The 25,475-nt window shown below is 45.6% G+C and carries 22 protein-coding genes and 1 tRNA gene; 13 read left to right on the forward strand and 10 right to left on the reverse strand.

All coding sequences use genetic code 11. The annotated features are described in order from the left end of the window. Positions 1-3: 3 nt before the first annotated feature. The 7 genes from lpxD (at position 4) to der (ending at position 6,816) form a co-directional block, all read left to right on the forward strand. Positions 4-1,071, forward strand: a complete 1,068-nt coding sequence (lpxD, locus tag GA520_RS09235; RefSeq protein ID WP_163336884.1) for a UDP-3-O-(3-hydroxymyristoyl)glucosamine N-acyltransferase — start codon at positions 4-6, stop codon at positions 1,069-1,071. Then, positions 1,068-1,520, forward strand: a complete 453-nt coding sequence (fabZ, locus tag GA520_RS09240; protein WP_163336883.1) for a 3-hydroxyacyl-ACP dehydratase FabZ — start codon at positions 1,068-1,070, stop codon at positions 1,518-1,520. The genes lpxD and fabZ overlap by 4 nt, the downstream gene beginning before the upstream one ends. 153 nt (positions 1,521-1,673) lie before the next feature. Next, a complete protein-coding gene (gene lpxA / locus GA520_RS09245) occupies positions 1,674-2,471 on the forward strand; it encodes an acyl-ACP--UDP-N-acetylglucosamine O-acyltransferase (protein ID WP_163336882.1) in 798 nt (265 codons plus the stop codon). After that, positions 2,471-3,313 (forward strand): LpxI family protein, encoded by an 843-nt coding sequence (locus GA520_RS09250; protein ID WP_163336881.1) that lies wholly within the window; start codon positions 2,471-2,473, stop codon positions 3,311-3,313. Before lpxA ends, GA520_RS09250 begins: the two co-directional genes overlap by 1 nt. 56 nt (positions 3,314-3,369) lie before the next feature. Next, complete coding sequence (locus GA520_RS09255) at positions 3,370-4,269, forward strand: sugar phosphate nucleotidyltransferase (protein ID WP_163336880.1); 900 nt, start codon at positions 3,370-3,372, stop codon at positions 4,267-4,269. 7 nt (positions 4,270-4,276) lie between these two features. Continuing rightward, positions 4,277-5,356 carry an aminoglycoside phosphotransferase family protein gene (locus GA520_RS09260; RefSeq protein WP_163336879.1) on the forward strand — a complete coding sequence of 360 codons (1,080 nt, stop codon included), beginning with the start codon at positions 4,277-4,279 and terminating at the stop codon, positions 5,354-5,356. A gap of 110 nt (positions 5,357-5,466) precedes the next feature. Next, on the forward strand, positions 5,467-6,816 hold the full coding sequence (der, locus tag GA520_RS09265) for a ribosome biogenesis GTPase Der (RefSeq protein ID WP_240910080.1): 1,350 nt from the start codon (positions 5,467-5,469) through the stop codon (positions 6,814-6,816). A gap of 59 nt (positions 6,817-6,875) precedes the next feature. Here der and GA520_RS09270 read toward each other — a convergent pair whose 3' ends face one another. From GA520_RS09270 to ftsY, 3 genes are read right to left on the reverse strand one after another with little or no spacing between them, the layout of a single operon-like run. After that, entirely contained in the window at positions 6,876-8,054 is a 1,179-nt protein-coding gene (locus GA520_RS09270) for a pyridoxal phosphate-dependent aminotransferase (RefSeq protein ID WP_163336878.1), read from the reverse strand. Between the two features lie 47 nt (positions 8,055-8,101). Then, positions 8,102-8,947 (reverse strand): DnaJ domain-containing protein, encoded by an 846-nt coding sequence (locus GA520_RS09275; protein WP_304511315.1) that lies wholly within the window; start codon positions 8,945-8,947, stop codon positions 8,102-8,104. Beyond that, on the reverse strand, positions 8,944-10,566 hold the full coding sequence (gene ftsY, locus GA520_RS09280; protein WP_163336877.1) for a signal recognition particle-docking protein FtsY: 1,623 nt from the start codon (positions 10,564-10,566) through the stop codon (positions 8,944-8,946). Before ftsY ends, GA520_RS09275 begins: the two co-directional genes overlap by 4 nt. Before the next feature lie 455 nt (positions 10,567-11,021). Between ftsY and GA520_RS09285 the strand changes: the two genes are divergently transcribed. The 3 genes from GA520_RS09285 (at position 11,022) to selB (ending at position 14,646) form a co-directional block, all read left to right on the forward strand. After that, on the forward strand, positions 11,022-11,966 hold the full coding sequence (locus tag GA520_RS09285) for an Mrp/NBP35 family ATP-binding protein (protein WP_163336876.1): 945 nt from the start codon (positions 11,022-11,024) through the stop codon (positions 11,964-11,966). Between the two features lie 91 nt (positions 11,967-12,057). Continuing rightward, complete coding sequence (locus GA520_RS09290) at positions 12,058-12,687, forward strand: MBL fold metallo-hydrolase (protein ID WP_163336875.1); 630 nt, start codon at positions 12,058-12,060, stop codon at positions 12,685-12,687. Positions 12,688-12,714: 27 nt separating this feature from the next. Further along, positions 12,715-14,646 (forward strand): selenocysteine-specific translation elongation factor, encoded by a 1,932-nt coding sequence (selB, locus tag GA520_RS09295; RefSeq protein WP_163336874.1) that lies wholly within the window; start codon positions 12,715-12,717, stop codon positions 14,644-14,646. A 15-nt stretch (positions 14,647-14,661) separates the two neighbouring features. Here the strand turns inward: selB and tilS are convergent, their stop codons facing one another. Then, entirely contained in the window at positions 14,662-16,083 is a 1,422-nt protein-coding gene (gene tilS / locus GA520_RS09300) for a tRNA lysidine(34) synthetase TilS (RefSeq protein ID WP_163336873.1), read from the reverse strand. A gap of 162 nt (positions 16,084-16,245) precedes the next feature. Here tilS and GA520_RS09305 point away from each other — a divergent pair, with 162 nt between their 5' ends. Further along, a complete protein-coding gene (locus GA520_RS09305; protein ID WP_163336872.1) occupies positions 16,246-16,578 on the forward strand; it encodes an Hpt domain-containing protein in 333 nt (110 codons plus the stop codon). A 16-nt stretch (positions 16,579-16,594) separates the two neighbouring features. On the opposite strand, the gene murC is transcribed toward GA520_RS09305, so the two are convergent. The 6 genes from murC to cysS all read right to left on the reverse strand — a co-directional run bounded on the left by murC (position 16,595) and on the right by cysS (position 22,403). Continuing rightward, positions 16,595-17,956 (reverse strand): UDP-N-acetylmuramate--L-alanine ligase, encoded by a 1,362-nt coding sequence (murC, locus tag GA520_RS09310; RefSeq protein WP_304511316.1) that lies wholly within the window; start codon positions 17,954-17,956, stop codon positions 16,595-16,597. An 82-nt stretch (positions 17,957-18,038) separates the two neighbouring features. Continuing rightward, the gene (locus GA520_RS09315) at positions 18,039-18,335 is read right to left on the reverse strand and encodes a hypothetical protein (RefSeq protein ID WP_240910079.1); all 297 of its coding nucleotides are present in this window, start codon (positions 18,333-18,335) and stop codon (positions 18,039-18,041) included. Between the two features lie 54 nt (positions 18,336-18,389). Then, positions 18,390-19,763 carry a glutaredoxin family protein gene (locus GA520_RS09320; protein ID WP_163336870.1) on the reverse strand — a complete coding sequence of 458 codons (1,374 nt, stop codon included), beginning with the start codon at positions 19,761-19,763 and terminating at the stop codon, positions 18,390-18,392. Between the two features lie 159 nt (positions 19,764-19,922). After that, positions 19,923-19,996 (reverse strand) — tRNA-Gln (locus GA520_RS09325). Between the two features lie 85 nt (positions 19,997-20,081). Further along, positions 20,082-20,888 (reverse strand): AmmeMemoRadiSam system protein B, encoded by an 807-nt coding sequence (gene amrB / locus GA520_RS09330; RefSeq protein ID WP_163336869.1) that lies wholly within the window; start codon positions 20,886-20,888, stop codon positions 20,082-20,084. Positions 20,889-20,936: 48 nt separating this feature from the next. Next, entirely contained in the window at positions 20,937-22,403 is a 1,467-nt protein-coding gene (gene cysS / locus GA520_RS09335; protein WP_163336868.1) for a cysteine--tRNA ligase, read from the reverse strand. Between the two features lie 294 nt (positions 22,404-22,697). Between cysS and GA520_RS09340 the strand changes: the two genes are divergently transcribed. Together GA520_RS09340 and GA520_RS09345 are read left to right on the forward strand one after the other, a co-directional pair. Further along, on the forward strand, positions 22,698-24,254 hold the full coding sequence (locus tag GA520_RS09340; RefSeq protein ID WP_163336867.1) for an MFS transporter: 1,557 nt from the start codon (positions 22,698-22,700) through the stop codon (positions 24,252-24,254). Continuing rightward, positions 24,254-25,474 (forward strand): TIGR03790 family protein, encoded by a 1,221-nt coding sequence (locus tag GA520_RS09345; protein WP_163336866.1) that lies wholly within the window; start codon positions 24,254-24,256, stop codon positions 25,472-25,474. Before GA520_RS09340 ends, GA520_RS09345 begins: the two co-directional genes overlap by 1 nt. The last annotated feature ends 1 nt before the right edge of the window (position 25,475 follow it).

Genomic DNA, 25,475 nt, shown 5'->3' on the forward strand with positions numbered 1-25,475 from the left:
CCTATGAAAGAAAACAAACTATCACTTAAGGAGCTTGCTGAACTTGTTGAGGGGACACTGGTAGGCCAAGGCGACATAACGGTTACGAACCTGAACTCTCTCGAGGCAGCAGGGACTGGGGAAATCTCTTTTCTGGTGAAGAAGGCGGAAGTTGATCGTCTTAAAGACACACAAGCCGCCTGCGTTCTGGTACCTCAAGCACTGGAGGGGGAATTACCTTTACCTGTAATAAAGGTTAAAGATCCTTACCTGGCATCCGCAATAATCCATAATCGCTTGCTGGAGACAGAATGGGTACCTGACGGGATTCACGAGAGGGCATATGTCGGTGACAATTGTACGATCTCAGAGAATGTGAGTGTCGGGCCGTTGGTGGCGATTGGCAACAGGGTTACGATTGGGGCGCGTGTTACCCTGGAACCAGGCGTCGTTATTGGGGATGATGTGGTGATTGGGGATGACACCCTGTTAAAGGCTAATGTTACTATCGCTGAAAAGTGTATAATCGGCAAAAAGGTTATTATTCATTCAGGTACTGTTATTGGCAGTGATGGGTATGGATATGCCACGGATAGTATGGGCAATCATGTTAAGCGCCCTCAAATAGGCAAGGTGCTGATAGATGATGATGTAGAAATTGGCTCCAATGTATGTATCGACAGGGGCACATTGGGCGATACCTGGATCCAGTCAGGTGTCAAGATTGATAACCAGGTGCAGATTGCTCATAATGTGGTTGTCGGTCCCAACTCACTCCTGGTCGCTCAAGTTGGTATAGCCGGATCGACCACATTGGGCAGGAATGTAGTACTGGGTGGCCAGGTTGGTGTTAATGGGCATATTCACCTGGAAGATCAGGTTATGGCGGCTGCGAGCAGCGGTATTCATAATTCCCAACCTAAAGGGATGAAACTGGGCGGTGTTCCGGCAATCCCGATTAAGACTTGGGCCAAAGCTACCGCTGTTTATGCGAAATTGCCGGAAATATACAGTGAATTCAGGAAGATAAAGAACATTGTCGCAAACCTTCAGGCGCGACTTGAACAATTAGATAGTGGAGATAGAAAATGAGCGAAGTGGTGGCACCGGAGCAGATAGATATTATTGAAATTCTTAAACTCATTCCACACAGATATCCATTTGTGATGGTGGATCGTATCTTGTCCATGGATGTCGGAAAAGAGATCACCGGCCTGAAAAACGTCACCATTAACGAACAGTTTTTTCAAGGTCATTTTCCAGGCCAGCCGGTTATGCCGGGAGTACTGATACTTGAAGGGTTGGCTCAGGTCGGATGCGTTATGGCATTTTACGCCAATCCTGATGCAATTGGCGAAAAGCTGGTATTTTTTGCCGGAATCGATAAGGCGAGGTTTAGAAGACAGGTGGTGCCAGGTGACCAGCTTATATACAAACTGGAACTACTTAAGCAGAAACGATCCGTTTTGGTGATGGGTGCTAAAGCGTATGTGGATGACAAACTTGTTGCTGAAGCCGAGTTGATGGCATCGTTCTCATAAACAGAGTGTAGCATCCCCTCCGGGAGAAAGGAATAGAGCAAAAATCACGATGCAATTTCTCTTGAACTCGAGCCCGATTGATTGTAAGACTCCCTCTTCCCTTGCCCCGGTTTACCATAAGGGGCACATATATTACGCGAAACAGAAAAAAACATGACCATACATCAAACAGCAGTAGTAGACCCAAAAGCGGAATTAGATAGTAGCGTTACCGTCGGCCCATATGCAGTTATCGAGGCAGGAGTGCATATTGATGCGGATACCAGGGTGGAACCCCATGCAGTAATATCGGGCCCAACCTTTATCGGGAAGAGAAACCTGATCGGTTCATTTGCTACAGTGGGAGGAGCTCCGCAGGATCTCAGTTATAAAGGGGAACCGACAGAACTCCACATTGGCGATGATAACCAGGTTCGGGAATATGCATCCATTCATCGGGGGACTCCTGATGGAAACGGTAAAACGGTTATAGGCAACTCCAATCTTTTAATGGCTTATATCCACATTGCACATGACTGTAAGATTGGCAATAATATTATTTTGGCCAATGTGGCTACCCTGGCCGGGCACGTTGAGGTTGGGGATCGTGCATCCATTGGGGGCCTGGTGGCTGTGCATCAGTTCTGCAGGATTGGAAGCATGTCATACATCGGTGGTGTTTCCGGTATCAGCCTGGATGTTCCTCCCTATGTTATATTGGCAGGAACGAGAAACAGGACAAGAATTTCTGGCATCAACAAGATAGGCCTTAGGCGGAATGGATTTAGCCGTGAGACGATTAATAACCTTGAAGCTGCCTTTCGCATTATCTTTCGTGATGAGAGCCTGCTCTTAAAAGATGCCTTGGATGTGGCACGGAGAGATGTGCCTGGATGCCCTGAAGTTGAAACGCTGATCTCCTTTTTTGAGAATTCCAAACGTGGTGTGGTCAAACGGACCATTGAAGATTAATGACCGTTGATTCGGCGAAAATAGGTGTAATAGCCGGGGGAGGGCAGTTCCCCCTGCTGTTTATCAAGGCTGCACAACGTGCTGGCAGGAAAGTCATGGTGATTGCCCATAAGGGTGAGACCGATGAGAGTGTGACCCAGGCAGCCGATGATGCATGCTGGGTTAAGCTTGGTCAGCTCGGGAAGGTGATTTCCTGGTTCAAAAAACAGGGCGTCGGAGAAACTGTCTTTTTGGGTACGATTACCAAAACGAAGATCTTCAGAGACGTGTTGCCGGATCTTAAGGGACTGAGCCTCTGGAATAAAATCGATGCCAAGCAGGATGATGCTATTTTACGTGCGGTGGCAGGTGCACTTGAAAATGAAGGAATCTCAGTACGGGAATCGACCATGTACCTGCAGCATCTTCTTTTTCCCCAAGGTGTTCTTACCAGGAAAAAACCATCAAAGGTGCAGAGGCAGGATGTTGAGTTTGGCTGGCAGCATGCGCGGGCCATCGGTCGTCTGGATATTGGACAATGTGTTGTAGTGCGGGATTGTACCGTGGTGGCCGTCGAAGCAATCGAGGGGACCGACGCGGCAATTAAGCGTGGCGGTAAGTTGGCAAAGGAGAAAGCGGTCGTTGTAAAAGTGAAGAAGCCAGGACAGGATTTCCGTTTTGATCTTCCCGCCACAGGTGTGAAAACGATTGAGTCTCTTCAGGCTGTATCTGGCTCCGTGCTTGCTGTTGAGGCTGGGCAAGCTCTAATTTTTGATAAGGAAGAAATGGTAGAAGCTGCCGAAAAAGCCGGAATTATCATCATTGGTGTAACTGAAGCTGAGGATGGAACCCTCTTGTATTAGATGCATGAGCCTGCCTCAGCCCATAAATCCGATATAATCTGCAGGGAGATAATACAATGCAGGCCATGATTCTGGCAGCGGGATTCGGCACACGGTTGCTACCGCATACCCTGATCCGGCCCAAGCCTCTCTTTCCCATACTGAATATCCCCCTGTTGTTATTAACAGTTCAGCGTTTGCAACACAGCGGTTTCGATCACATTATTGTCAATTGCCACCATTTAAGGGAACAGATCAGCAAGGCGATGGCTGGTTGTGAAGGAGTAACGGTTATTGAGGAAGAATTGATTCTCGGTACCGGCGGTGGATTACGCAATGCATTTCCTCTTATGCGAGATGAGCCTTTGTTTATCACCAACGGGGATATTTATCATACGATTGATTGTAAAGAATTGTATCATTTTCATACCCAATCGCGAGTGAATGTCACTCTTGCCATGCATGATTATGCCAGGTTTAATACTGTTTGTGTGGCTGGTGACCATGTGGCAGATTTTTCCCACGACGAAGCTGGGCAGATGCTGGCATTTACAGGGCTGCATGTTATCAATCCCGACATACTTCAGACTCTTGAGAAAGGCAGGGAATACTGCATAATTGATTTATACAGGTCCCTCCTGAAAAGTGGCGAGAGGCTGCAGATAATGCGCGTAGATAACAGTTACTGGACCGATATGGGAACCACTGAGGATTACCTTTCTCTGCATGAAGGACTGTTGACCGGAAAAGTGCCCGTATGGCGAGAGATACAACATAAAATGCACAAGCCGTTTCTGGTCGATGAAGATGCCTTATTGACAGGCATGAGTTCGACCCATGAATGGGGATCCGTTGGCCGGGTAACTGGCAAGAATGTCTCCTTAGCCAGGGTTGTGATTTGGGATGGAGTCCAGCTCCCGGAAAATTGTGAGTTTCAGGACCAGTTAATATCCTCAACTCCGGACCGCAGGAAGTAACGTTGAAATGAGAACACGTAGTAAGAAGCAACTTTTAGACAATATCCTGCATATCCTGTTTGATCCGGAAAATGGTTCAATACCTGAAAAAGGCTTGTTGACTGAAGGGTTCGAGCTCGTTCAGTTGACGGGTGACGGATCGAACAGACAGTTTTACAGGGTATCACACCCAGACTTCAGTTGTATCGCTGCGGTGCCCCCATCAGACGATAAAAATGCGCTCAGAGAGGCGCAGGCTGCCTTTGCAATTGGTCAACATCTGTATCAGTGCTCGACTCCGGTACCTGAAATGTTCGGCTATGACCATGATACGGGTATTGTACTTTATGAAGATCTTGGTGGTACGCATCTTTATGATCTTGCATGTTCAACCGATTTTGATGACCGGCAACAATTGGCGAACCTGAATGAGATTTATGAGCAGGTTCTTGAAGTGCTGGTTTTTATGCAGGTCAAGGGCAAAGATGGCTTTAATGGGAAATGGTGCTGGGATACGCCCCTGTACGACAAAGAGCTCATGTTGCACCGGGAGGCCGGATATTTTTATCAGCAATGTTGGCTGAATTTACTTGGCATGACCCCGGTGACTGGAATTGAAAACGACTTTTTGCGTTTGGCTCAAAGGGCTGGGAGGGGTGACTGCAGTTTCTTCCTGCATCGTGATTTCCAGTCGCGTAACGTAATGATAAAGGACAACAAGGTGCGGATCATCGATTTTCAAGGTGGACGTTTTGGCCCGCTTGGCTATGATGTCGCCTCCCTTCTTCTCGATCCATACACCTCACTGCCGGCCTTCATGCAGGATAGTTTGCTTGAGTATTACCTGAAAAAACTTCAACAGGTCATCAAGGTAGATATAGAAGAGTTTTATCAATCATTCAGGGCCCTCTCATTACAACGAAATCTTCAGATTATTGGAGCCTTCTGTTATCTGGGGATGGTACGTCAAAAAACATTTTTCAGGCCATATATTCGCCCTTCACTGGAGAATCTGTATAAACAGTTGACTCGTCTTGATGAATCTGAATTCCCTGTTCTGACAGATACGGTTGAACAGGCGTTGTCCACACTCTCTCAAGCACATTGAGGTCAGACACCCTTTTTTTGCACGATCGAGTGTGGCATAGTTAAGATACACAGTTTTATAAATAGTTTGGGTAATCACCCGAAAACAGGAAGTAGGAAAGGAAACCGGAAATGACAACCATGCCCTCATGCCCCATTATTGCTCTCATCGGACGACCGAATGTTGGCAAATCGACCATGTTCAACAGGATTACGAAATCGAGGAAGGCCCTGGTTGATCCCACCCCTGGTGTTACAAGGGACAGGCACTATGAAAGGGTCGAGTGGGAAAATCACTCATTCATCCTTGTTGATACCGGTGGTATTGACGACAATCCTGAAGATTTGCTTGTCAATCATATAAGGGATCAGGCAATGGCGGCCATTGAGGAGGCTGATATTGTACTGTTTCTCATGGACGGCAAGCAAGGGGTGACCCCGGCAGATTATGAAGTGGTCGAAATTCTGCGCAGGGTTAAAAAACCGATCTTCCATGTGGTGAACAAGGTAGACAGTCCTGAACAGGAACTGAATGTATTGTCCCAATTTTATGAGCTGGGGGTAGATATTCTCTGGCCTGTTTCTGCTGAGCACAGTTATGGTTTTCGCTCCTTGATGGAGGGTGTGACTGAGATAATAGAACATGACAGCGATGATGATTCCGGTCTTCCTGAGAATACGGTAAAGGTCGCTTTCTTTGGGCGACCAAACGTAGGTAAGTCTTCAATGATCAACCGGATTTTGGGTGAAGACAGGATGGTCGTATCTGAAATCTCCGGGACTACCAGGGATTCTGTGGATACCATGTTGACCCATGGCAAATACAGTTACCTGCTGATAGATACCGCTGGAATACGGCGGAAAGGCAAAACCAAGGATAAACTCGAAAAGTTTTCTATTCTCAAGTCGCTTGGAGCGTTGGAAAAATGTGATGTCGCTGTCATCCTGATAGATGCCGATGAAGGTATTACTGAGCAGGATTCAAAGGTGATAGGGTATGCGCTGGATCATGGGAGAGGTTTGATCATTCTTGTTAATAAGTGGGATCTGATCAAGGATGATAAAAAACGGCAGGAACATCTCATGGTAGAGATAGGTCGCCAGCTTCCATTTGTCGGATTTGCCCCACTTTTGAATGTGTCTGCCAAGACAGGATACGGGATAAAGCGATTGTTTCCGACCATTGGCTCCGTATACCGCCAGTATAAGGCGTCATTCCCGACTTCCGCCCTGAACCAGTTGTTACGTGATGCCCTGGATGCCCATACTCCACCGATATTTAAAAATAAACGCCTCAAATTCTATTACACAGCACAGGTTGGAACATGTCCTCCAAAATTCGTATTGATGACGAATAGTACAAAGGGTGTTCACTTTTCGTATAAACGATATCTGACCAACAAATACAGGGATGGACTTGGGCTGGATAAGGTGCCGATCCAATTGATCTTCAAGGATAAGAAGGGTGGGCGTGACAGGTAAGAAAGAAATGAGAGAAAGCCGGGGTAACGAGTAACCCCCGGCTTTGATGGATGTTTCAGCTAAATTTTTGTTAGAGCACGTTTAAACGCTTCTGCCGAACCACTTATTACCTCATCCGGGACACAGAATGCCAACCGGAAGTATCCCGGCGAACCAAAGCCCCTGCCCGGTACAGCCAGGATTTTCTCTTCCTGCAATATGGCACAGAACTTCACGTCGTCTCCACCGGGCGCTTTCGGGAAAATATAAAACGCACCTTTTGGATGTAAAAAATCGTATCCCGCTTCTTCCAGTATTGTACAAAAAAGATCTTTTCTTCGAGCGTATATTGAATTGTCAACCGTCTCATCCTGAAGCTCAGCAACAATCCGTTGCATCATAGCCGGTGCATTGACAAAGCCGAGTATTCGATTAGCCAGGTTGAGGGCACCCAGCAGTTGCGGTTTTTCAAAAATTTCCGGATGGGTAGCAAGATAGCCGATGCGTTCACCAGGCAGTGAGAGGTCCTTGGAGTAGCTGGAAGCGACAATGGAATTCGTATAACTGTTGAATATTGAGGGTACTTCTGTATCATCAAATATGATCTTCCTATATGGTTCATCAGAGATCAGGTAGATGGTTGTCTCCAGTTTTTTACTGCTCTCGCTGAGCAAATTCCCGAGTCTTGCCAGGTTTTCCCGTGAGTAGACCTGCCCTGTCGGGTTGTTGGGAGAATTGATAATGACAACCTTGGTTTGGGGGGTGATCGCTGCTGCTATTGCATCAATATCGATATTGAATTCTTCGTCGGTATTGACGACTTTCGGCACCCCGCCATGGTTGTCGATATAAAAGTTGTACTCCACAAAGTAGGGAGCAAGGAGGATCACTTCCTCACCTGGATTTAGCAGTGCTTTAAGAATTACATTTAAGCCACCAGCTGCGCCGCAGGTCATGATCATGTCGTCACCGTTTACAGTGATACCCTGCTCTATGGACATTTTCCGGGCAATTGCATCACGGACCCACTGGTAACCTGAGTTGGGCATATACGAGTGAACACCGGGACTGGTATCCGCGCCTTTTTCACGAATGGTTTCGTAGAATTTTGGTGGCGGAGGCAAGTCCGGATTTCCCAGGCTGAAATCAAAGACATTTTCAGCCCCGTATTGTGCCTTTAATCGAGCACCTTCTTCGAACATTTTTCGTATCCATGAGGATTTTTCAGCAAATCCCCTCATCTTATCGGAAACGGACATATCATCTCCCTGATCGTGCAATGGTTATTCTGGTAGGGGCACATTCATTATCTCTTCTTGAAATAATCATAGGCCGCGTTGATCTCTTTCATTTTTTCTTCAGCGACATTCTGGAATTCATCGCCGAGATGTCGGACCTTGTCCGGATGGTATTTCATACTGAGTTTACGATAGGCCTGTTTGATTTCATCAGCAGGTGCACCTTGATCCAAGCCAAGTACTGCATAATATTGGGCGGCGAGGTCACCGCTGCGTGCAGCACTCTGCCTGTTATGATATTTGTATTTTGCCTCTATTGTACGCTGGTCATAGGCGGATATTTCAAGATAGCGGGCGATAAAGCGGGCGATATCAAGTTCACTGTCGGGAACGCTGCTCTTGGTGTAGAGAACCTGGTAGACCAGCTCTAGCAGGATAAGACGTGGTTCATAGGCGAAGGTATTTTTGAATTCTTCAAGTAAGCTTTCCAGCGGAGTTGTTGAGCCTGTAGCCTCCTTGATGAGCTCTTTAACCCAGAGCATCTTGGTCTGGGTATAATGCAGATTGTATTGGAAGAAGCGTTGGATGGTCTGGACTTCGTCCTTGCTTATCTCACCATCGATCTTGGCGATGTGCATCAGGATTTGAACAAGCAGCCAGACAAACCTGTTATGACTTTCAGACTGGGATTGCTCGTAGGTGGCAACCCGTTTCTGGACCCAGTATGAGAAACCCCAGAAAAGTGCGACGAATAAAAGAATCCCGGCGAGACCTGAGAAAAAGAGGGTGCCAAGAAAGTTAATGAGTGCCGGGGCGCCTCCTGTTACAAAGACGATCAACATTAAAATAAGCAGGCAGCCTCCGCAACCTGGTTGGTTTCGTCGCTGATAATGCATGGAATACTGGCGGTTCATTCTTCAACTCCACTGTTTCTGTCCTGGAAAAGTGCTTCGATAAATTCATCGGCATCGAAATCGCGAAGATCATCGATAGTTTCGCCGATACCGATAAACCGTATGGGGGTTTTCAATTCACGGCAAATGTTGGCGACGATACCGCCTTTGGCTGTTCCGTCAAGTTTGGTGAGCGTGATTCCTGTAATTTCGACAGCCTCATTAAAAAGCTTTGCCTGGGAAATTCCGTTTTGGCCGGTAGTCGCGTCTACGATGAGCATTACTTCATGGGGGGCACCATTAAGCTGTTTCGCCATGACCCGCTTAATCTTCTTTAATTCCTCCATGAGATTCGCCTGGGTGTGGAGCCTGCCGGCAGTATCTACAAGCACAACATCGTAGTTCTTGGCCTTGGCGTGGGCAATGGCGTCGTATACTACCGAGGATGGATCGGAGCCTTCATCCTGTGATGCAACAGGAACATTATTTCGTTCCCCCCATATTTTAAGCTGGCTGATTGCGGCAGCACGAAAGGTATCTGCTGCTACCAGCAGCACGGATTGACCGGAACGAATAAATTTATGAGCTATTTTGCCGATCGTTGTCGTTTTACCGACACCGTTTACTCCGACGACCATGATGACAAAAGGTCCCTCATCAGGCATGACAAGTGCGGCATCTTCCTGGTGGTCGCTGATAAAGGATTTGATTTTTTCCTGAATAGCGGTTTTGAGTGACTGGGGGTCATCAAGTTCGTTTCTCTTTACCTTCCTTCGGGCATGATCTAAAATTTCCTGGGTGGTTGAAACACCAAGATCAGCGGTAATGAGCAATTCTTCAAGATCGTCGAGAAGATCAGCGTCTATCTCCTTTTTACCCAAAAAGAGGGTGTCGAGCTGATAAGTAAACGATTCCCTGGTGCGGGAAAGTCTGTCGGCTAAGCGTGAAAAGAAAGACTTCTTTTTTTCCTGCGGTTTTTCCTGAGGGGTTGTTGAGGCAACAAGAGATTCGCCCTCTTTTATATGTATCGGTCCCTGAGGTTCTTCAGTATCGTCTTTTACTTCCTCTAGAGTTTTTGTACCAGTTACTTCTTCATCGAAAGGTTCTTTAATATCAGTCAGATGACTCGCATCATCTATAAATTCTGCCGGGATAGAAGACTCTTCTGTATCAGTTGATTTATCATTTACAATCTCGCCACCCGCAAAAGAAGCTTCGGTCGGTTCAGGTGTTACTGGTTCATCATACACTTCTTCAGAGTCAACTTCCTCTTCTGCTTCCACTTCGACTGTTTCAATAGGCGTTTCAATATCAACAACTGGCTCTGGCTCTGGCTCTGGCTCTGAAATGTGAGAGGGTTCAACCGAAGTTTCAATATCATTTTCAGATTTTACGGATGTTGCCCCGGCAAGACTTTCGTCTCCATCATCAATATCTTCTAATGGTTTGGTATCTATTTCTGGTTCAACAGCAGGTTCCTGAGGAGTAGCTGCCGGAACTTCGAAGAAAAGGTCTTCTGCAAGCTCTTCCTCAGGGCTCTCCTGTACTGATTCTGTATCCTCCAGACTGGCTTCTGCAGCAGGTGACAGTTCCGGTGACGTTTCATCTATTTTACGTTTTCTTTTAAACCAGCTAAGCATTGGATTTCCCGTATATCTTTGAATTCAACCTTGAAATAATCCGTATCGTATTTCAGTTTGGCTCGCACTGCGCGTAACCTATCATAATACGGATTGAATATGAAATACGCAACTAAAAGAGCATAAAAGGGAAAACGACCAGTAATTCCCATAGTGTGGTCGTTTCTTTTTCCCTTTTTTGACGGGACGAATTCATTTGCATTTTGAGGCATCGGCATTAGTGTAGTTGATGCCGTTTTTCAGGGCATCATTGCTGTTATTCAGCACTGTATGTCTTTTACGATTTCTCTTCGACAGTTTGTATTTTGTTCGATCTTGGTGCTCTCTGTTTGGGATTGACTGAAACAACAAGTGTTAAAATCGTGCAGACTCACCGGTCAGATGGGTTTTTCCGTCACTGGATGCTGTTTGATGAAGAGCTTATAAATACCCTTGAGATATAAGGAGGAAAAGAAATGTCAGAATCATGTGGAAGTTCCTGTTCAACAGCATCCTCAGGAGGCTGTGGTTCCCAGGAGTCTCAGCAGGCCGCAATGGCCCAGCAGGAGAATGCTATAACCCGCTCATTAGGCAAGATCAAAAACAAAATTCTCGTCATGAGTGGTAAGGGCGGTGTCGGGAAATCTACCGTATCCGTCAATCTTGCACTGTCCCTTGCCAAGAAAGGGCATAAAGTTGGCCTGATGGATGTTGATATCCATGGGCCTGATGTTGTAAGGATGCTGAATATGACCGGCACAATAGAGCCGCCGTCCTCAGCTGATGCTCTTATCGCTCCCCTGGCCTACAACGATAACCTGAAAGTAGTCTCTTTGGAGTACTTGATGAAGGACCGTGATGAGGCCATCATCTGGCGTGGTCCTCTCAAAATTCAGGCTATTAGACAATTTGTTGCCGATTTTGACTGGGGAGAACTGGATTATCTCGTCATTGATGCTCCTCCGGGGACCGGAGATGAACCGCTTTCCGTTGCCCAGACAATTCCTAATGTAAAAGCTGTAGTCGTCACTACCCCCCAGAAAGTCGCTCTTGCAGATGTACGTAAATCAATAAACTTCTGTAAGACGGTCAATGTGGAGATAACAGGTGTGGTAGAGAATATGTCCGGTTTTGTCTGTCCTCATTGCAACCAGACTGTAGATATCTTTAAGTCTGGTGGCGGGGAAGAGATTGCACGTGAGTTTGAGCTTCCGTTCCTTGGCCGTGTTCCGATGGATCCGAAAGTTGTAATGGCAGGTGATGATGGTAAGCCCTACTTGTCGTCAGAAGAAGACAGTCCGGCCACAAAGGCCTTTGGGGAAGTTGTCACTTCAATTGAAAATCGGCTGCCTCCTGTTGCCGCCCCTGTAACATTAAAGATGGCGGGCAATGATTGTGGCTGCGGGTGTTCTAGTAAATAGTTTGTTATAATTGTAAATTACCGTTATCCTGACCGGACATTTTGGTGGACATTCCAACATGTCCGGTCATTTTTTCAATGAGGGAAAACGTATGCTTGACTTTTTACAGGTAACAGTTGGCGTGATGGGGGTTTGCTGTTATATCGTATTTTGCCCGAATACCAAGAAAGCTGCTGTGGTTGATCCAGGCGGAGATGTTGACCGTATTCTGGAAGTGGCAAAGGATAACGGACTTGAAATCGTCAAGATCATAGCGACTCATGCCCATCCCGATCATGTGTGTGGTGTTCGTGAATTAAAAGAAGCGACCGGCGCTGAGATTGTGATACATGCTGCCGACGAAGAATTTTTCAGCAGAGATGAAGTCTCATCCTATTTTTCGATGCTTGGTCTTGAAGCCTCTCCACCGGCTGATATCACCGTTGAAGAAGGGGACTCTATCAGGGTTGGAGAGGGTGATCTGCAGGTTATCCACACACCTGGTCATACTCCAGGTGGTATGTGCCTGTTAAACGGGAAAAATCTTATCACCGGTGACACACTGTTCGTCGGTGGTCTCGGCCGAACTGATTTTCCAGGTGGATCTCACCGTGAACTGCTTGACTCCATACATCAAAAACTGCTGGTATTGCCTGAAGACACGGTTGTATGGCCAGGACATGGCTATGGAGGTAGTCGGTCAACCATTGGAGAAGAGAAACGATCCAATCCTTTCCTGTAATATTTATTCCCTTATTTTCCTGATCAAATGCGAGAAATAGTCCTAGGTACAGCCGGACATGTCGATCATGGCAAGACCAGCCTTATACGAGCCCTTACCGGAATTGAGACAGATCGTCTCAAGGAAGAGAAAAAGCGTGGAATAACCATAGAGCTCGGGTTTGCTTATCTTGATTTGCCATGCGGTCATCGTCTTGGAATTATAGATGTTCCGGGCCATGAAAAATTTGTAAAAAATATGGTGGCCGGGGTGACCGGGATGGATCTGGTGGCGTTTATCATTGCCGCAGACGAAGGTATTATGCCCCAGACCATTGAGCATTTTGAGATATGCAGACTTCTTGGCGTTGAGCAGGGAATTATCGTACTTACCAAGAAAGACCTTGTTGAAGAAGACTGGCTGGAGATGGTGCAGGATGAGATCCGAGAATTTTGTGAAGGATCGTTTCTTGAAGAAGCACCAATTATTCCTGTCTCTTCAACAACAGGCGAGGGGATAGACCTCGTTCTTGAAGAACTTAATGATTTTGTCAGCAAATATCAATTTCACGAAGTGTTCGGACCGTTTCGATTACCGGTAGATCGTGTATTTGCCATGAAAGGGTTTGGTGCGGTTGTGACCGGAACATCTATTTCAGGTAGAACGGTTCTAGGTGATGAGCTGCAATGCTACCCCTCTGACCAGGTTGCAAAAATACGTGGCATCCAGGTGCACTCCGAGACGGTCGAGAGTGTAGAGGCGGGTCACAGGACTGCCATCAATCTGCAGGGTGTTGATACTGCTACCGTCAGTCGGGGGATGGTGGTGGCCACTCCCGGCTCACTGCAGCCAAATTATATGCTCGACTGCAGGTTCCTTTATCTCGGGTCATCTACGAAACGGCTTAAGCACAGAACACGTGTACGCGTCCATTTGGGAACGGCGGAAATATTAGGCAGAATCAGCTTACTTGACAGGGATGAACTCGAGCCTGGGCAGGAAGTTGGTGTTCAGATATTGCTTGAAGAGGCTGTTGCCGTATGGCCGGGAGACAATTATGTGGTCCGGAGTTATTCACCGGTAGCCACTATTGGCGGTGGGACAATCCTTGGAAATATATCTCCGCGTAAGCGCAAGAGGGCAACTGATAGCGACAGGGAGTATAATAGGGAAGTCTTTCAGGTCTTGCTTGAAGGGAGTTTTGAAGAGAAAATGCTCCTGTTTCTGAAAGAAAGCGGCGCCGCCGGGCTTACCTTTGATGATCTGGCCATTCGTGTCGGGTTATTTGGTAAACACCTGAAGAAAGCGTTAACCGATCCATTGTCCACCAAAAAAATGGTGGTTGTCGATTCTGCCTCACAACGATATGTGGTTGTTGAGATTGCAGAACAGACTAAAGCTGAGATACTTACCTCCCTCGCTGCATTTCACAAGGCCAATCCACTCCAGCTAGGGCTTGTGAAAGAAGAGTTGCGCTCTACGGTTGGCAGGAATGTCGATCAGAAAGTATTTGGTTACTGCCTCAACGAACTGACTCGTAAAGGGGAAGTGGTTCAGGAGGAATCCGTTGTTAGACTATCGACCCATGAAGTTGCGTTGAAAGCAGATGAAGAGGAACTTCAGCGCGATATCATTGAGTGGTATGGCGGCAAAGGCTTGTTTACCCCTACTGTGCGTGAGACGATCGATCACTTTTCTGAATATCAGGAGAAGATGATCAAACAGGTACTCGATTTGCTCATCAGGGAAGGGAAGTTGGCCAAGATCAGTGAAACTCTCTACTACCGCAAAACAATAATTGACGAACTTGCCGAAAAGGTTGTTGTCTATATGACTGAAAATGGTGAGATTGATGCTCCAGGATTTAAGGAGCTTACCGGGCTTACACGCAAATTCTCCATTCCCATCCTTGAATATTTCGATAGGGTGAAGCTGACAATGCGTATTGGGGATAAACGCATTTTACGAAAAAAAGCATAAAACAGACAGGTGAAATCACGTTCTGTTTTGCTGAAGATGAAGAACGGTGATTGTTTCTTCTGTAATCTTAACTCTATCGGCTATTCGTAAACCTAAGATTGCAATGGGACCATTTTGATCGGCGAGCAGAGGGTAGTGTCTTTTTTCATCTGTCGGGATTTTCAGATCGTTTAATATACGACTTATTTTTTTTCTTCCGGGTGCACCCAGGCATTTCATCTTTTCCCCTGGATAGGGAGGGCGCAACTCAAGGGGATATTTCACCTGTTTTTCATCCAGTACCAGACCGGCTGAATCCAGGCTTACACCTCTTGATATGCTTTCCCGGGTGAGTGCTATTGACATATTAAGTTCCGGAAGTTGATAGATTCCCGGTTCCCCAATTTTACAAGAATACGTCTGTTCAGTAATTGTGTCGCCTCTCATGGCTTTTTTCCCTTCCGGAAAAGCAAAGAGGATTCTGTCTCGTTCTTTTTGTGCTCGAAGACCACTTCCCAGGTGAATTCTGCTTCCTCGTATGGCGGTATGGATAAGATGCTGGAGTTGTGAAATAATTCTGAATGAAGGACGGTTCTCCAATTGCCAGCAGATTTTTTCCAGAATCCTTCTTTGTATTGCAGGATGTTCGTCGAGAAAAGGAGAGGTGCGAAGCGTGAGTTGCAAGCAGGTCCCATCAGGTTGTGTTTCAATTATACAAAGTTTAGTAAAATGTTCTGAACAGAGAAGATCAAGGTAATTGTCATCCTCCTTGATGATGGCCATTGTATTCAGGGTTGTAGAACGAATAGCAGGGTTGAAATCCTGTTCTAGCAAAGGCAGCAGGTCAAGCCTCACCCTGTTGCGAAGGAATTCCCGGGAGTCGTTGGATGTATCGTGACAATACTCTATATCATTGTCTTTAAGATATTTGATAAGTGAGGATTTGGTTTCCCCGAGTAAGGGACGAATGATGTTACCATTTCTTGATTCCATTCCACCCAGACCTTTTAAACCTGTGCCACGTATGAGCCGCAGGTAGAATTCCTCCACCTGATCATCTGCCGTATGGCCGACAGCTATAGCCTGGCAGTTATGTTTTATCCTGCAGTGTTCAAGTTGTCGATAGCGTAGAATGCGTGCGCTTTCTTCTGTCGATCTTTTCTCGTGATGGGCAAACCTCTTCACATCAATATTTTCGGACATAAACATGATGTTGAACTGTTTGCAGAGTGAGGAGATGCAATGTATCTCAGTTTTTGTTTCATTTGGGCGAAGCCCATGGTCTACATATACACAGAGTAGTTTCAGGTCCATATCGCAATGATGAAGCAGGTGCAGCAAAGCAATGGAGTCACTGCCCCCTGATACCGCAACGATAATTTTGTCGCCCATGTTAAAGAGGCTTGCATCAAAAATATTTTGTTTGACCCTGCCTATGAGATGTGGTGTAACAGACATGAAATAAAAGTATACTGTTTAGTTCTGTTGAGTTGGTTTTGCTTCTGGTATACCATATAGGTAATTTAAACAGGATATCAATCGTAAAAATATTCTGAGTTACGAAATCCAGCCTACAAATACTCTTGAGATTATGTCACAGAAGAGGGTGCAGAAAAGCAAATGAGTCAGAATGAGAATATCAAAAAGATAGAGTTATATCTCAGCAGCCGATTCCAGTTACCACCGGAACAGGTCGCAGAAATGATTCCCACCTTTATTACCACGCTGAAAGAGCATGTCGTAAATCTTGAAAATGCATTAAAGAGTGGGAGCCTGGTCGAATTGGGAGGATCGGGGCATACCATCAAAGGTGCATTGCTCAATCTAGGCCTGTTTGAAAGTGCAGAAATTGCGCTGGAGATTGAGAAGAACGGAAAGGCTGAAGATCAGGGCACTGATTATCAAGCCTTAGTGGGTAAGATCAAGGCAGACCTTACCCCTCTGTTTAAGTAATCTTTACAGATGGCTCTTACCGCTTTTTGAGCATTTCAAGCAGGCGGTTGTGGATGTTGTCGAAACCACCATTAGAGAGGATGGCCACTACATCCCCGCTGGTAAGGGTTTGTTCCAGATAGTGTAAAATACAATCTGTATCGGCATAAGCAGCGGCATTCAGACCTCGATTTCTACAAAGATCCTCGGCCAGTCTGGAAGAGGAAAAATGTTCATCCTTTGAGACTGTTGTCAGTGGCATCGGCTCCCTCAGGCAGATAAGATCAGCACCATCAAAAGCCATTGCATATTCCTGTTGAAAAATGGAGCGGCGTGAGGTGTTGGTTCGAGGTTCAAATACAACAACTAAACGCTGATCGGCGTAGGCTTGTCGCAAAGCTGATACTGTTTCTTTGACGGCGGTGGGATGGTGGGCAAAGTCATCAATGACAGTTACTCCTGCCTCAATTCCTCGCACCTCTTGTCTTCTTTTGACACCACCGAAAGTTGCAAGGCCATCATTGATAACATCTGGTGAGAGTCCTAGATGGTGGAGCATGGCAATGACCGACAGACTGTTTAAACAGTTGTGTCTGCCGGGAAGGCGGATAGAGAATTCGCCGAATAATTCTCCCTTCAAAATGGCTGAAAAGTGGGTTTTACCACCAGCGTAACGGATGGAGTCCAGTGACCAGTCGTATGCCTTTGACAGGCCGTAACCAACGGTGCGGCATGGTGCTTCACGTATCACCTCCCGAACATTTGCATCGTCGAGATTCGCAATAAGCAGACCATCTTTGGGCATAAGGGCGACATATCTCTTAAATGAATCCTTTATGGCTTCAAGATCGTTGAAGATATCGGCATGGTCAAACTCTATAGAAGTTATAATGGAGATCTGTGGCTGGTAATAGAGAAACTTTGATACCTTATCAAAGAACGCGGTATCATACTCATCGCCTTCTGCAACAAAATAATCACCATTGCCTATTCTGAAGTTTCCTCCAAATTCCGGCAGGATGCCTCCAATCATAAATGTTGGATCAAGATTGGCCCGGTACAGAGCCGTAGCAAGCAATGAACAGGTTGTAGTCTTACCGTGCGTTCCTGTCACGACGAGTGATGTTCGTGAGGTGATGTAATAATGTGCTAACGCCTGAGGAAAAGAAATATAGGGTATATCGGTTGTTGCAAGGTGTTGGGATTCGGGGTTGATACGGGTGATAACATTGCCGACGATGACAAGATCCGGTCGCGGTTCAAGGTTTTCAGGTTTATAACCGTCGCGTACTTCAATATTGAGTCTGTTGAGAAAATCGGACATCGGGGGGTAGACATGGCTGTCGCTGCCCCTGACATTGTAGCCACTTTGTTGCAGCATGCCGGCCATTGCTGCCATGCCTGTACCACAGATTCCCATTATGTGAATATTTTGGACGTTTTTTGGTGCGAAATTAAGTCGTGGATCGAGATCGTGCATTTCAGTTGTTGGTGACTGTAGTTTTCAGTGTTTTGTAGATATCAGCAAAAGATTCAGGGAATGTTGCAGGGGTTACTCTACCAACCTCAATAAATTTAATGGCTATTTCTTTTGAGAGTTTAAGCAGGGTTTCCTGGGTTACAACGCAATTTTCCGAAGTGCTGTTAGTGTCTTTACCTTGTTCTTTCATATCGACCATGAGGTAGAAGAATAGAAGAGCGCCTCCGCCGGTTGAAGAAGGCCAATTCGTCAAAGGTACGGCAGAGGCGCGTGTTCTGGAAATAACCGGCCAGGCCATTTCACTTGATTAGTAATACGTTACATGATTGATTTTTGCTATTGAATTTACTTTTTAAAGCCAGCTGAAAGTGAGCATTTCAGGTTTGAAGATCATGAGTATACCAAAAAACAGCATGAATGCTCCTGATGTTAATTTCAATAGTCTTCCTTGCTGCTCACTAAGGCGAACAGACTTGAAAAAATAGATGAAATTAGCAAGGATTGCCAATAAGGGAAGGATATATATCAAGCAGTAGAAAGCTGTCCAAATTGAATATGCGGTATAGCCGTCGTAACGGCTCACTAATGTTGTAAGATAAACTACCGGTAATATGGCAGTGCAGCCAAGTTCTACGAGATTCACAACAATTCCCAGCATAATGGTTCCGCCAATTGCAAGATACAACTTGCCCCCTTTCTTACCTAAACCCTTAACTATGCCGGAAGCTTTTTGGCTGAACTGGAGTTTTTGTTTTTCCGAGAGGCTTAGCGAAACACCACCTTTGTCAAAAAAGAAAAAATCTTTGACGTTAAGGATACCGGCAGCAGCAATACCGGCTCCTAATAATAACATGATAATTTGTCCATACTGTTCCAGAAAGAAACCACCTATCAGGACAAGTACCATAATGAAAATGAAATACATCACAGCGGAAGTAACAATAAATGTACCGCCCAGCAAAATCATATCCTTTCTACTTTTTGTATAGGTCAATAGGCTCAATAATATGATGAGAACAGTGAAGGCACATGGGTTAAAGCCGTCAGCCAGGGCGATCACTCCGACAAACAAAGGGTACGGCAGGCTTTGGGCATAGGCCTGGACAGTTGCTCCAGGTAGTTGGGCAAGAAAAAGGAAAAAAGAAATAATGAAAGTCGCTGCTAATCCGGCTTGCCATAAACGTTTTCTGTTATCTTCTGTGAAATAACGTCTTAAGAAAAGGAAACTGAAGAGATAGAGGAGTGGCAGAAGCAGTGGCCAAAAAGATGCGGTGCTAACAGTATTTTCTTTATGTTTTTCCAGAAAATCTCCAAGGGACACTTTGTGCCCGATGAGTTTTTCAATTGCTTTTACAATTTGTACCCGGTTACCTTGATATCCCTGAACAACGTCTGAGTACTCTAAAGCTACTGCTGAGGATGAGTAACCGACAAATGAGATATCACCGATGAAAGTACGAGGGAAACCACGATACTGTATATTATGCTTCTTTAAAAAACTGTCCCATATGGCATTCGAATCGTGAATTTCATAGGCCAGGATTTTTAACTCAGGGTTGTTTTGTTCGAGTGCCTGCATAAGAGGAATCTGTTCATGACAATGCGGACAGGATTTACTGTAAAAAAAATAGATTTCTACAGGTTCTTCTTTTGCAGAAACTGATTGATTGGGAAGAAGAACTGCGAAAAAAAGTAGGATTAATACGTTTAGTCTTGTTGAAAACATGTTGGGAATCTCCTCCTGCCAATCGAAGTACGTATAAGATTGCTATTACCTTAAATCATCACTTCGATGAATCAATAAAGAAATAAACCGGGTGACATTTACGGGTCCCTGTAAATCAAAAAAGGAGCTATGATATTAAACCATAGCTCCTTATATGTCTGGCTGGGGGACAGGGAGTCGAACCCCGATAGGCAGAGTCAGAGTCTGCTGTCTTGCCATTAGACCATCCCCCATCAGGTCTCTGTTTTCAAGTGTCGAGATATATAGATGAATTATAAATGAGTGTCAAGAAAAAATCAGCAATTTATACCGTACTTTTTATGATAGAACCATTCCTGCATAACCTACGACTTGCCCTGTATCGCCAGAGACATCACCGGAGTCTGTATAGCGAATGAGTTCAGCCCGGGTCGCTCCAAGCTCTGACACCGTTAATAGAGCAATGGTTACAGGAATCACACCGCACATGGATATCCGGTTGGAATGTACCGTTGTATAGAGGCCTTCAGGGTTAAGTTGTTCTATCATCTCAAGAGCCAACCGGTCTTTTCTGGTCGCCACGGTACGAGATTCATAATGGCTCATATCACTGGATGCGACAATCAGTACCTCATGAGGAAAGCCCTGGATAGTTGTTGCTAGTTCACTGGCGAACTGTTTGCAATCTGCGTAGGAGAGATGAGAGAGAACTATTGGTACAATTTGAAGTTTTGGCTGTAATTCCAATAGGAAAGGGATCTGCACTTCTACCGAGTGTTCATACTGATGTGCCGCTTCATCTACAACAATAGTTTTGCTGTTTTGGAGAAGTGCGTCGCAGAACGTCTCATCAACCTTGGTATCAGCCACCACCATATGCCAGGTGTCTCTTGAAAGAGCAACTGGTGCACCTCGGCCATGATGATTGAGCCCGAGAATGACAACTGTTTCAGGTATCTCAATATGGCTGAGCGTCTCGGCTGTTACAGCGCCTGAGTAGATGTACCCGGCATGAGGGCTCACCACAGCCATTCCCTTTTTCTTTTGAACAGAAGAGTATGGCTGGATGAAATTCGTGATTTCCTGCTGTAAAGCTTTACTGTTGCCGGGATAAAAACGCCCGGCCACTGCCGGTTGACGTGTCATAGTTTCCTCCGCCTGGTGTTTGTACCGGCAGGAAGGACAGCATCATGATCAGTGGCGCTTCACTGTCCAGGTTGTTCCTTCCGGTCCATCCTTGAGTTCGATATTGTGGGCAAGCAGTTCGTCCCGAATCTCGTCACTCCTGGCCCAGTTCTTATCTTCGCGACTCTTGATGCGTTCGATAATCAAGTTTTCAATTTGTTGTTCATCTATATCAGTATCTGCAAGAAGCTTTTGTTTTTGCTGATTAAGAAATCGTTCTGCATCTTCTTTCAAAATTCCCATTATCGAGCCGAGTCGTAACAATATTTCTTTGCTTGCGGACAGGAGCTCGATATCTGATGTTGCAGGTAGTGTCGGGAGATTTTTACAAAGACGATTCAGGATTTTAACCGCATCGAATAATATGGATTGGCCCTGAGCCGTATTAAAATCATTATCCATTGCCTGCTGGAATCTTTGTTCAATGGATTCCAGCTTTCCTCTATCTTTCGTACTGATTACTGATTCCGTTTCAGCAGATCCTATTGGGAGCTTATCAAGTATTGCGATACAGGAATAGAGTCGTTCCAGGCCGGTTGCCGCATCCTGCATTGCTTTTTCTGAAAAGTCCAGAGGGGTGCGATACTGAGCCGAGAAGACAAAGAAACGGAGAATTTCAGGATGATACTTGTCGAGAATATCTCTGATAGTTAAAAAGTTATTGAGGGATTTCGACATCTTTTCATCACTGATAGTTACAAAACCATGATGAATCCAGGTGTTGACGAATCGGCAGCAGTTGGCCGCCTCACTCTGGGCAATTTCGTTCTCATGATGCGGGAAAATCAGATCTTTACCGCCGCCATGGATGTCGAATGTTTCTCCGAGATATTTACGGCTCATAGCAGAGCATTCTATATGCCAACCGGGCCGGCCCTCACTCCATGGACTTTTCCATTTTGGTTCGCCCGGCTTGGAGCCCTTCCAAAGTACGAAATCCATGGGGTTCTTCTTCAATTCATTAACTGAGATTCGGGCTCCGGCCACCATGTCATCAAGATTTCGGCGGGAGAGCTTGCCATATTCTGAGAACGAATCCACAGCGAAATAAACATCGTTGCCGGATTGATAGGCCATGCCCTTGTCCACCAATTCTGAGATGATCTCTACCATCTCGGGGATATGTTCGGTGGCTTTTGGTTCAATGTCTGGACGATCGATTCCAAGGCCATCCATATCTGTATAGAATTCCTCTATAAAACGGTTCGCCAGCTCTGCCGAGCTGGTATTCTGCTCGGCTGCTCGTTTGATAATTTTATCGTCGATGTCGGTAAAATTCCGAACATAGGTAACCTTGTAGCCACGGTATTTAAAATATTTGACAATCATGTCAAAAGCCAGGGACGAGCGAGCGTGCCCTATGTGGCAGTAGTCATAGGATGTGATACCGCAGACATAAAGTTTGACGTGGTTAGGTTCTATTGGTTCAAAGACTTCTTTCTTGCCGGTAAGTGTATTGTAAATTCGTATAGTCATGTTTTTAAGCTGAACCGGATATAGACAGTTCGATCAACGTTTAGTAAGTATCTTCAAAGAGAATAGATTTAATTATATTGCAGTGATATCTATATGCAACCCATCTTGCGGAATCAGAGCATATTTTTATTGGTTGGATTGGGCAATAAGAGCACCATCAACCGGAGTATTTATAAAAAACGTGGCCGGGGTCAGGCTTAAGCCTGACCCTATTGCATTGAGGCGATGCGTTGCTCATGAGATATCACTCTTAAGAGTGAGACACCATAATCCTAATAGGGAGAAAAGACAAGAATGAGCGGTAACACAGCTGTAAATCGAGGCTGGAAAGAAACATTATTGTCGTGGACTCATCCACGCGCTGTGGCCATGTTGTTTCTTGGTTTTTCTGCGGGTTTGCCTATATTGCTGATTTTCAGTACCCTTTCCCTGTGGCTGCGGGAAGCTGGCGTCAGCCGCTCAGCCGTAACTTTTTTTAGTTGGGCTGCCCTTGGCTATTCATTCAAATTCCTTTGGGCCCCTCTTATAGACTGTTTGCCTGTGCCCTGGTTGACACGCTTAGTAGGCAGGAGACGAAGCTGGCTCCTTGTAGCACAGCTTGGGATCATTGTTTCCATATGTCTTATGGGGACGGTTGACCCGGCAAATCAGGGAAACAGTCTGATCTTTATGGCGATTGGCGCGGTGATGCTAGGTTTTTCCTCTGCTACCCAGGATATCGTGATAGATGCTTACCGTATCGAAAGTGTAGATGAGTCGATGCAGGCCATGTTGGCATCCATGTACATTGCCGGTTATCGAATCGGGATGCTCGTTGCCGGTGCCGGTGCCTTATATCTTGCCTCATGGTTTGGCACAAGTTCTGAGCAGTATGTATATAACTCATGGAGGATGACCTACCTTGCAATGGCGGCTGTTATGTCGGTTGGAGTTGTTACAACCATTATTATCAAGGAGCCAAAAACGCAGTCAGCCATTGCCAAGAAGGATTACACACCACAACAATATTCAAGAATATTGATCCTTTTTGCATGTGCAGTATTCAGTTTTGCCATGACTTTCTTTTATAGCGGAGATTTTGTAGCCGAACTGAAAACCGATATTGTCGGCTTGTATCCGTTATCCGGCAAAGTTATTGGTTTTCTCCTTGAGGTTACACGGTTTGCCTGTTCGGTTGTGGTTGCAGTTATTGTTGCAGCGGCACTCATCAGCAGCAGTATGATTGAAAAGGGTATTGTTGTTGAGACATATGTTGCACCGATATTAGACTTTTTTAAGCGCTACGGCTTGAAGACGGCCCTGCTGCTCCTCCTTCTTATTGGGTGCTACCGGATTTCTGATATTGTTCTAGGAGTTATCTCAAACGTATTCTATGCGGATATGGGGTACTCGAAAAATGAAATAGCCACCATTACCAAGACGTTTGGGCTGGGCATGACGATTTTAGGCGGATTTCTCGGCGGGTTTATGACATATCGTTACGGCGTATATGTTATTTTATTCCTGGGTGCTTTACTGACTGCCGGGACCAACCTCCTCTTTATGACCTTGGCTGAAGCAGGTGCTGATACTCTCCTGCTGACCGTGGTTATTGCCGCAGATAATTTGAGTGCAGGTATTGCAGCAACAGCCTTTGTGGCATTTTTGTCCTCGCTGACAAACATATCTTTTACTGCAACCCAATATGCAATTTTTTCATCCTTGATGACGTTGTTCCCAAAACTACTCGGTGGATACTCGGGAACAATGGTCACCGCAATTGGTTACCAGCAATTTTTTCTGATAACTGCTGTTATGGGAATTCCCGTTCTCATACTCGTCTGGTTGGCAAAAAAAATGGTTGAAGGGTGATGAGGAATTTACTTTCAATACTTTTGGGTGTCGTTCAATTGATACTTCTGGCTGAAGTCTCTTTTTCTGCGACGGCGGATGAACTGGTGGTTGTCGTAAACAGCAGAATGGCAGGGGCCGAGAAGCTTGCCCACTATTATATGCAACAGCGGAGGATCCCAAAAGAGAATGTACTTTTAACTTCGCTTATCCTGGAGGAAAGTATGTCCAGGGAGGAGTATGAGGAGGATTTGGTTCGCCCTTTGCTTCAAAAGATAAGGATCTTAAAGAAAAAAGGAACGGATATTTACGGTGTCGTTCTCACGTACGGTGTTCCCTTAAAGGTTCGTCCGCCTCAATTAAGTTGGGATGACGAAGAGTTATTACAACGACTCAGAGAAGAAAAGGGACGCTATGAAAAAAACAATAAAGAATCCGGTTTCAATCAGGAGGGAGTAAAGGAGCTTGTAGAGAAAATTTCACGTTTGGCAGGGAGTAATAAAAAGGCTTCAGTCGATTCAGAACTATCCCTTGCAAAAGTAGGGAATTATGAACTGGATGGTTGGATACCTAACCCATATTTTCTTGGATTCCAGAGAAAAAAACTTGCGATAAGAAAAGATGATGTGCTGTTGGTCAGTCGCCTGGATGGACCGGACTTGCAAACTGTATACCGTATGATAGACGATTCACTCCATGCAGAAAAAAAGGGACTTGATGGAGTCGGATATTTTGATGCAAGATGGGCACCGAATAAAGGTGAAAAACTGAGTGGCTACGAATTATATGATAACTCACTACATAAGGCTGCAGAAGTGGTCGGCAAACGCCTAAAGGTCGTAACTGATCAAAGCGAGCGTTTGTTTCAGCCGGGGGAAGCTGACAGGAGTGCTCTTTACTGCGGTTGGTATTCGTTGGCAAACTATGTTGATGCCTTTGACTGGGAAAGGGGCGCTGTGGGGTATCACATCGCGAGCAGTGAATGTTCCACTTTGAGAAAAAAAAACACAAAGGTCTGGTGTCCCAATATCCTGAAAGACGGTGCGGCGGCAACAATCGGCCCGGTACATGAACCTTATGTTTCGGCGTTCCCATTACCTGAGATGTTTTTTTCGGCCTTTACAGAAGGATATATGAACCTGGGCGAGAGCTTCCTCGTCTCTATACCTTATATCTCCTGGCAGATGGTATTGATTGGTGACCCCTTGTATCAGCCTTTTAAGCCGATTAGTGGAAAGTAGC

It is taken from the genome of Desulfopila sp. IMCC35008, from assembly GCF_010646885.2.
Taxonomy (GTDB): domain Bacteria; phylum Desulfobacterota; class Desulfobulbia; order Desulfobulbales; family Desulfocapsaceae; genus Desulfopila.

Excerpts from the sequence above, each read along its gene's own strand:
- selB (WP_163336874.1), top strand. The coding sequence starts at position 12,715 with ATGCGAGAAATAGTCCTAGGTACAGCCGGACATGTCGATCATGGCAAG.
- GA520_RS09275 (WP_304511315.1), bottom strand. The coding sequence starts at position 8,947 with ATGAACCGCCAGTATTCCATGCATTATCAGCGACGAAACCAACCAGGT.
- GA520_RS09250 (WP_163336881.1), top strand. The coding sequence starts at position 2,471 with ATGACCGTTGATTCGGCGAAAATAGGTGTAATAGCCGGGGGAGGGCAG.
- cysS (WP_163336868.1), bottom strand. The coding sequence starts at position 22,403 with ATGACTATACGAATTTACAATACACTTACCGGCAAGAAAGAAGTCTTT.
- GA520_RS09315 (WP_240910079.1), bottom strand. The coding sequence starts at position 18,335 with ATGGCCTGGCCGGTTATTTCCAGAACACGCGCCTCTGCCGTACCTTTG.
- GA520_RS09290 (WP_163336875.1), top strand. The coding sequence starts at position 12,058 with ATGCTTGACTTTTTACAGGTAACAGTTGGCGTGATGGGGGTTTGCTGT.
- tilS (WP_163336873.1), bottom strand. The coding sequence starts at position 16,083 with ATGTCTGTTACACCACATCTCATAGGCAGGGTCAAACAAAATATTTTT.
- GA520_RS09255 (WP_163336880.1), top strand. The coding sequence starts at position 3,370 with ATGCAGGCCATGATTCTGGCAGCGGGATTCGGCACACGGTTGCTACCG.
- GA520_RS09340 (WP_163336867.1), top strand. The coding sequence starts at position 22,698 with ATGAGCGGTAACACAGCTGTAAATCGAGGCTGGAAAGAAACATTATTG.
- fabZ (WP_163336883.1), top strand. The coding sequence starts at position 1,068 with ATGAGCGAAGTGGTGGCACCGGAGCAGATAGATATTATTGAAATTCTT.
- ftsY (WP_163336877.1), bottom strand. The coding sequence starts at position 10,566 with ATGCTTAGCTGGTTTAAAAGAAAACGTAAAATAGATGAAACGTCACCG.
- amrB (WP_163336869.1), bottom strand. The coding sequence starts at position 20,888 with ATGACACGTCAACCGGCAGTGGCCGGGCGTTTTTATCCCGGCAACAGT.
- lpxA (WP_163336882.1), top strand. The coding sequence starts at position 1,674 with ATGACCATACATCAAACAGCAGTAGTAGACCCAAAAGCGGAATTAGAT.
- GA520_RS09270 (WP_163336878.1), bottom strand. The coding sequence starts at position 8,054 with ATGTCCGTTTCCGATAAGATGAGGGGATTTGCTGAAAAATCCTCATGG.
- GA520_RS09285 (WP_163336876.1), top strand. The coding sequence starts at position 11,022 with ATGTCAGAATCATGTGGAAGTTCCTGTTCAACAGCATCCTCAGGAGGC.
- GA520_RS09305 (WP_163336872.1), top strand. The coding sequence starts at position 16,246 with ATGAGTCAGAATGAGAATATCAAAAAGATAGAGTTATATCTCAGCAGC.
- GA520_RS09320 (WP_163336870.1), bottom strand. The coding sequence starts at position 19,763 with ATGTTTTCAACAAGACTAAACGTATTAATCCTACTTTTTTTCGCAGTT.
- GA520_RS09345 (WP_163336866.1), top strand. The coding sequence starts at position 24,254 with ATGAGGAATTTACTTTCAATACTTTTGGGTGTCGTTCAATTGATACTT.
- murC (WP_304511316.1), bottom strand. The coding sequence starts at position 17,956 with ATGGCAGCAATGGCCGGCATGCTGCAACAAAGTGGCTACAATGTCAGG.
- der (WP_240910080.1), top strand. The coding sequence starts at position 5,467 with ATGACAACCATGCCCTCATGCCCCATTATTGCTCTCATCGGACGACCG.
- lpxD (WP_163336884.1), top strand. The coding sequence starts at position 4 with ATGAAAGAAAACAAACTATCACTTAAGGAGCTTGCTGAACTTGTTGAG.
- GA520_RS09260 (WP_163336879.1), top strand. The coding sequence starts at position 4,277 with ATGAGAACACGTAGTAAGAAGCAACTTTTAGACAATATCCTGCATATC.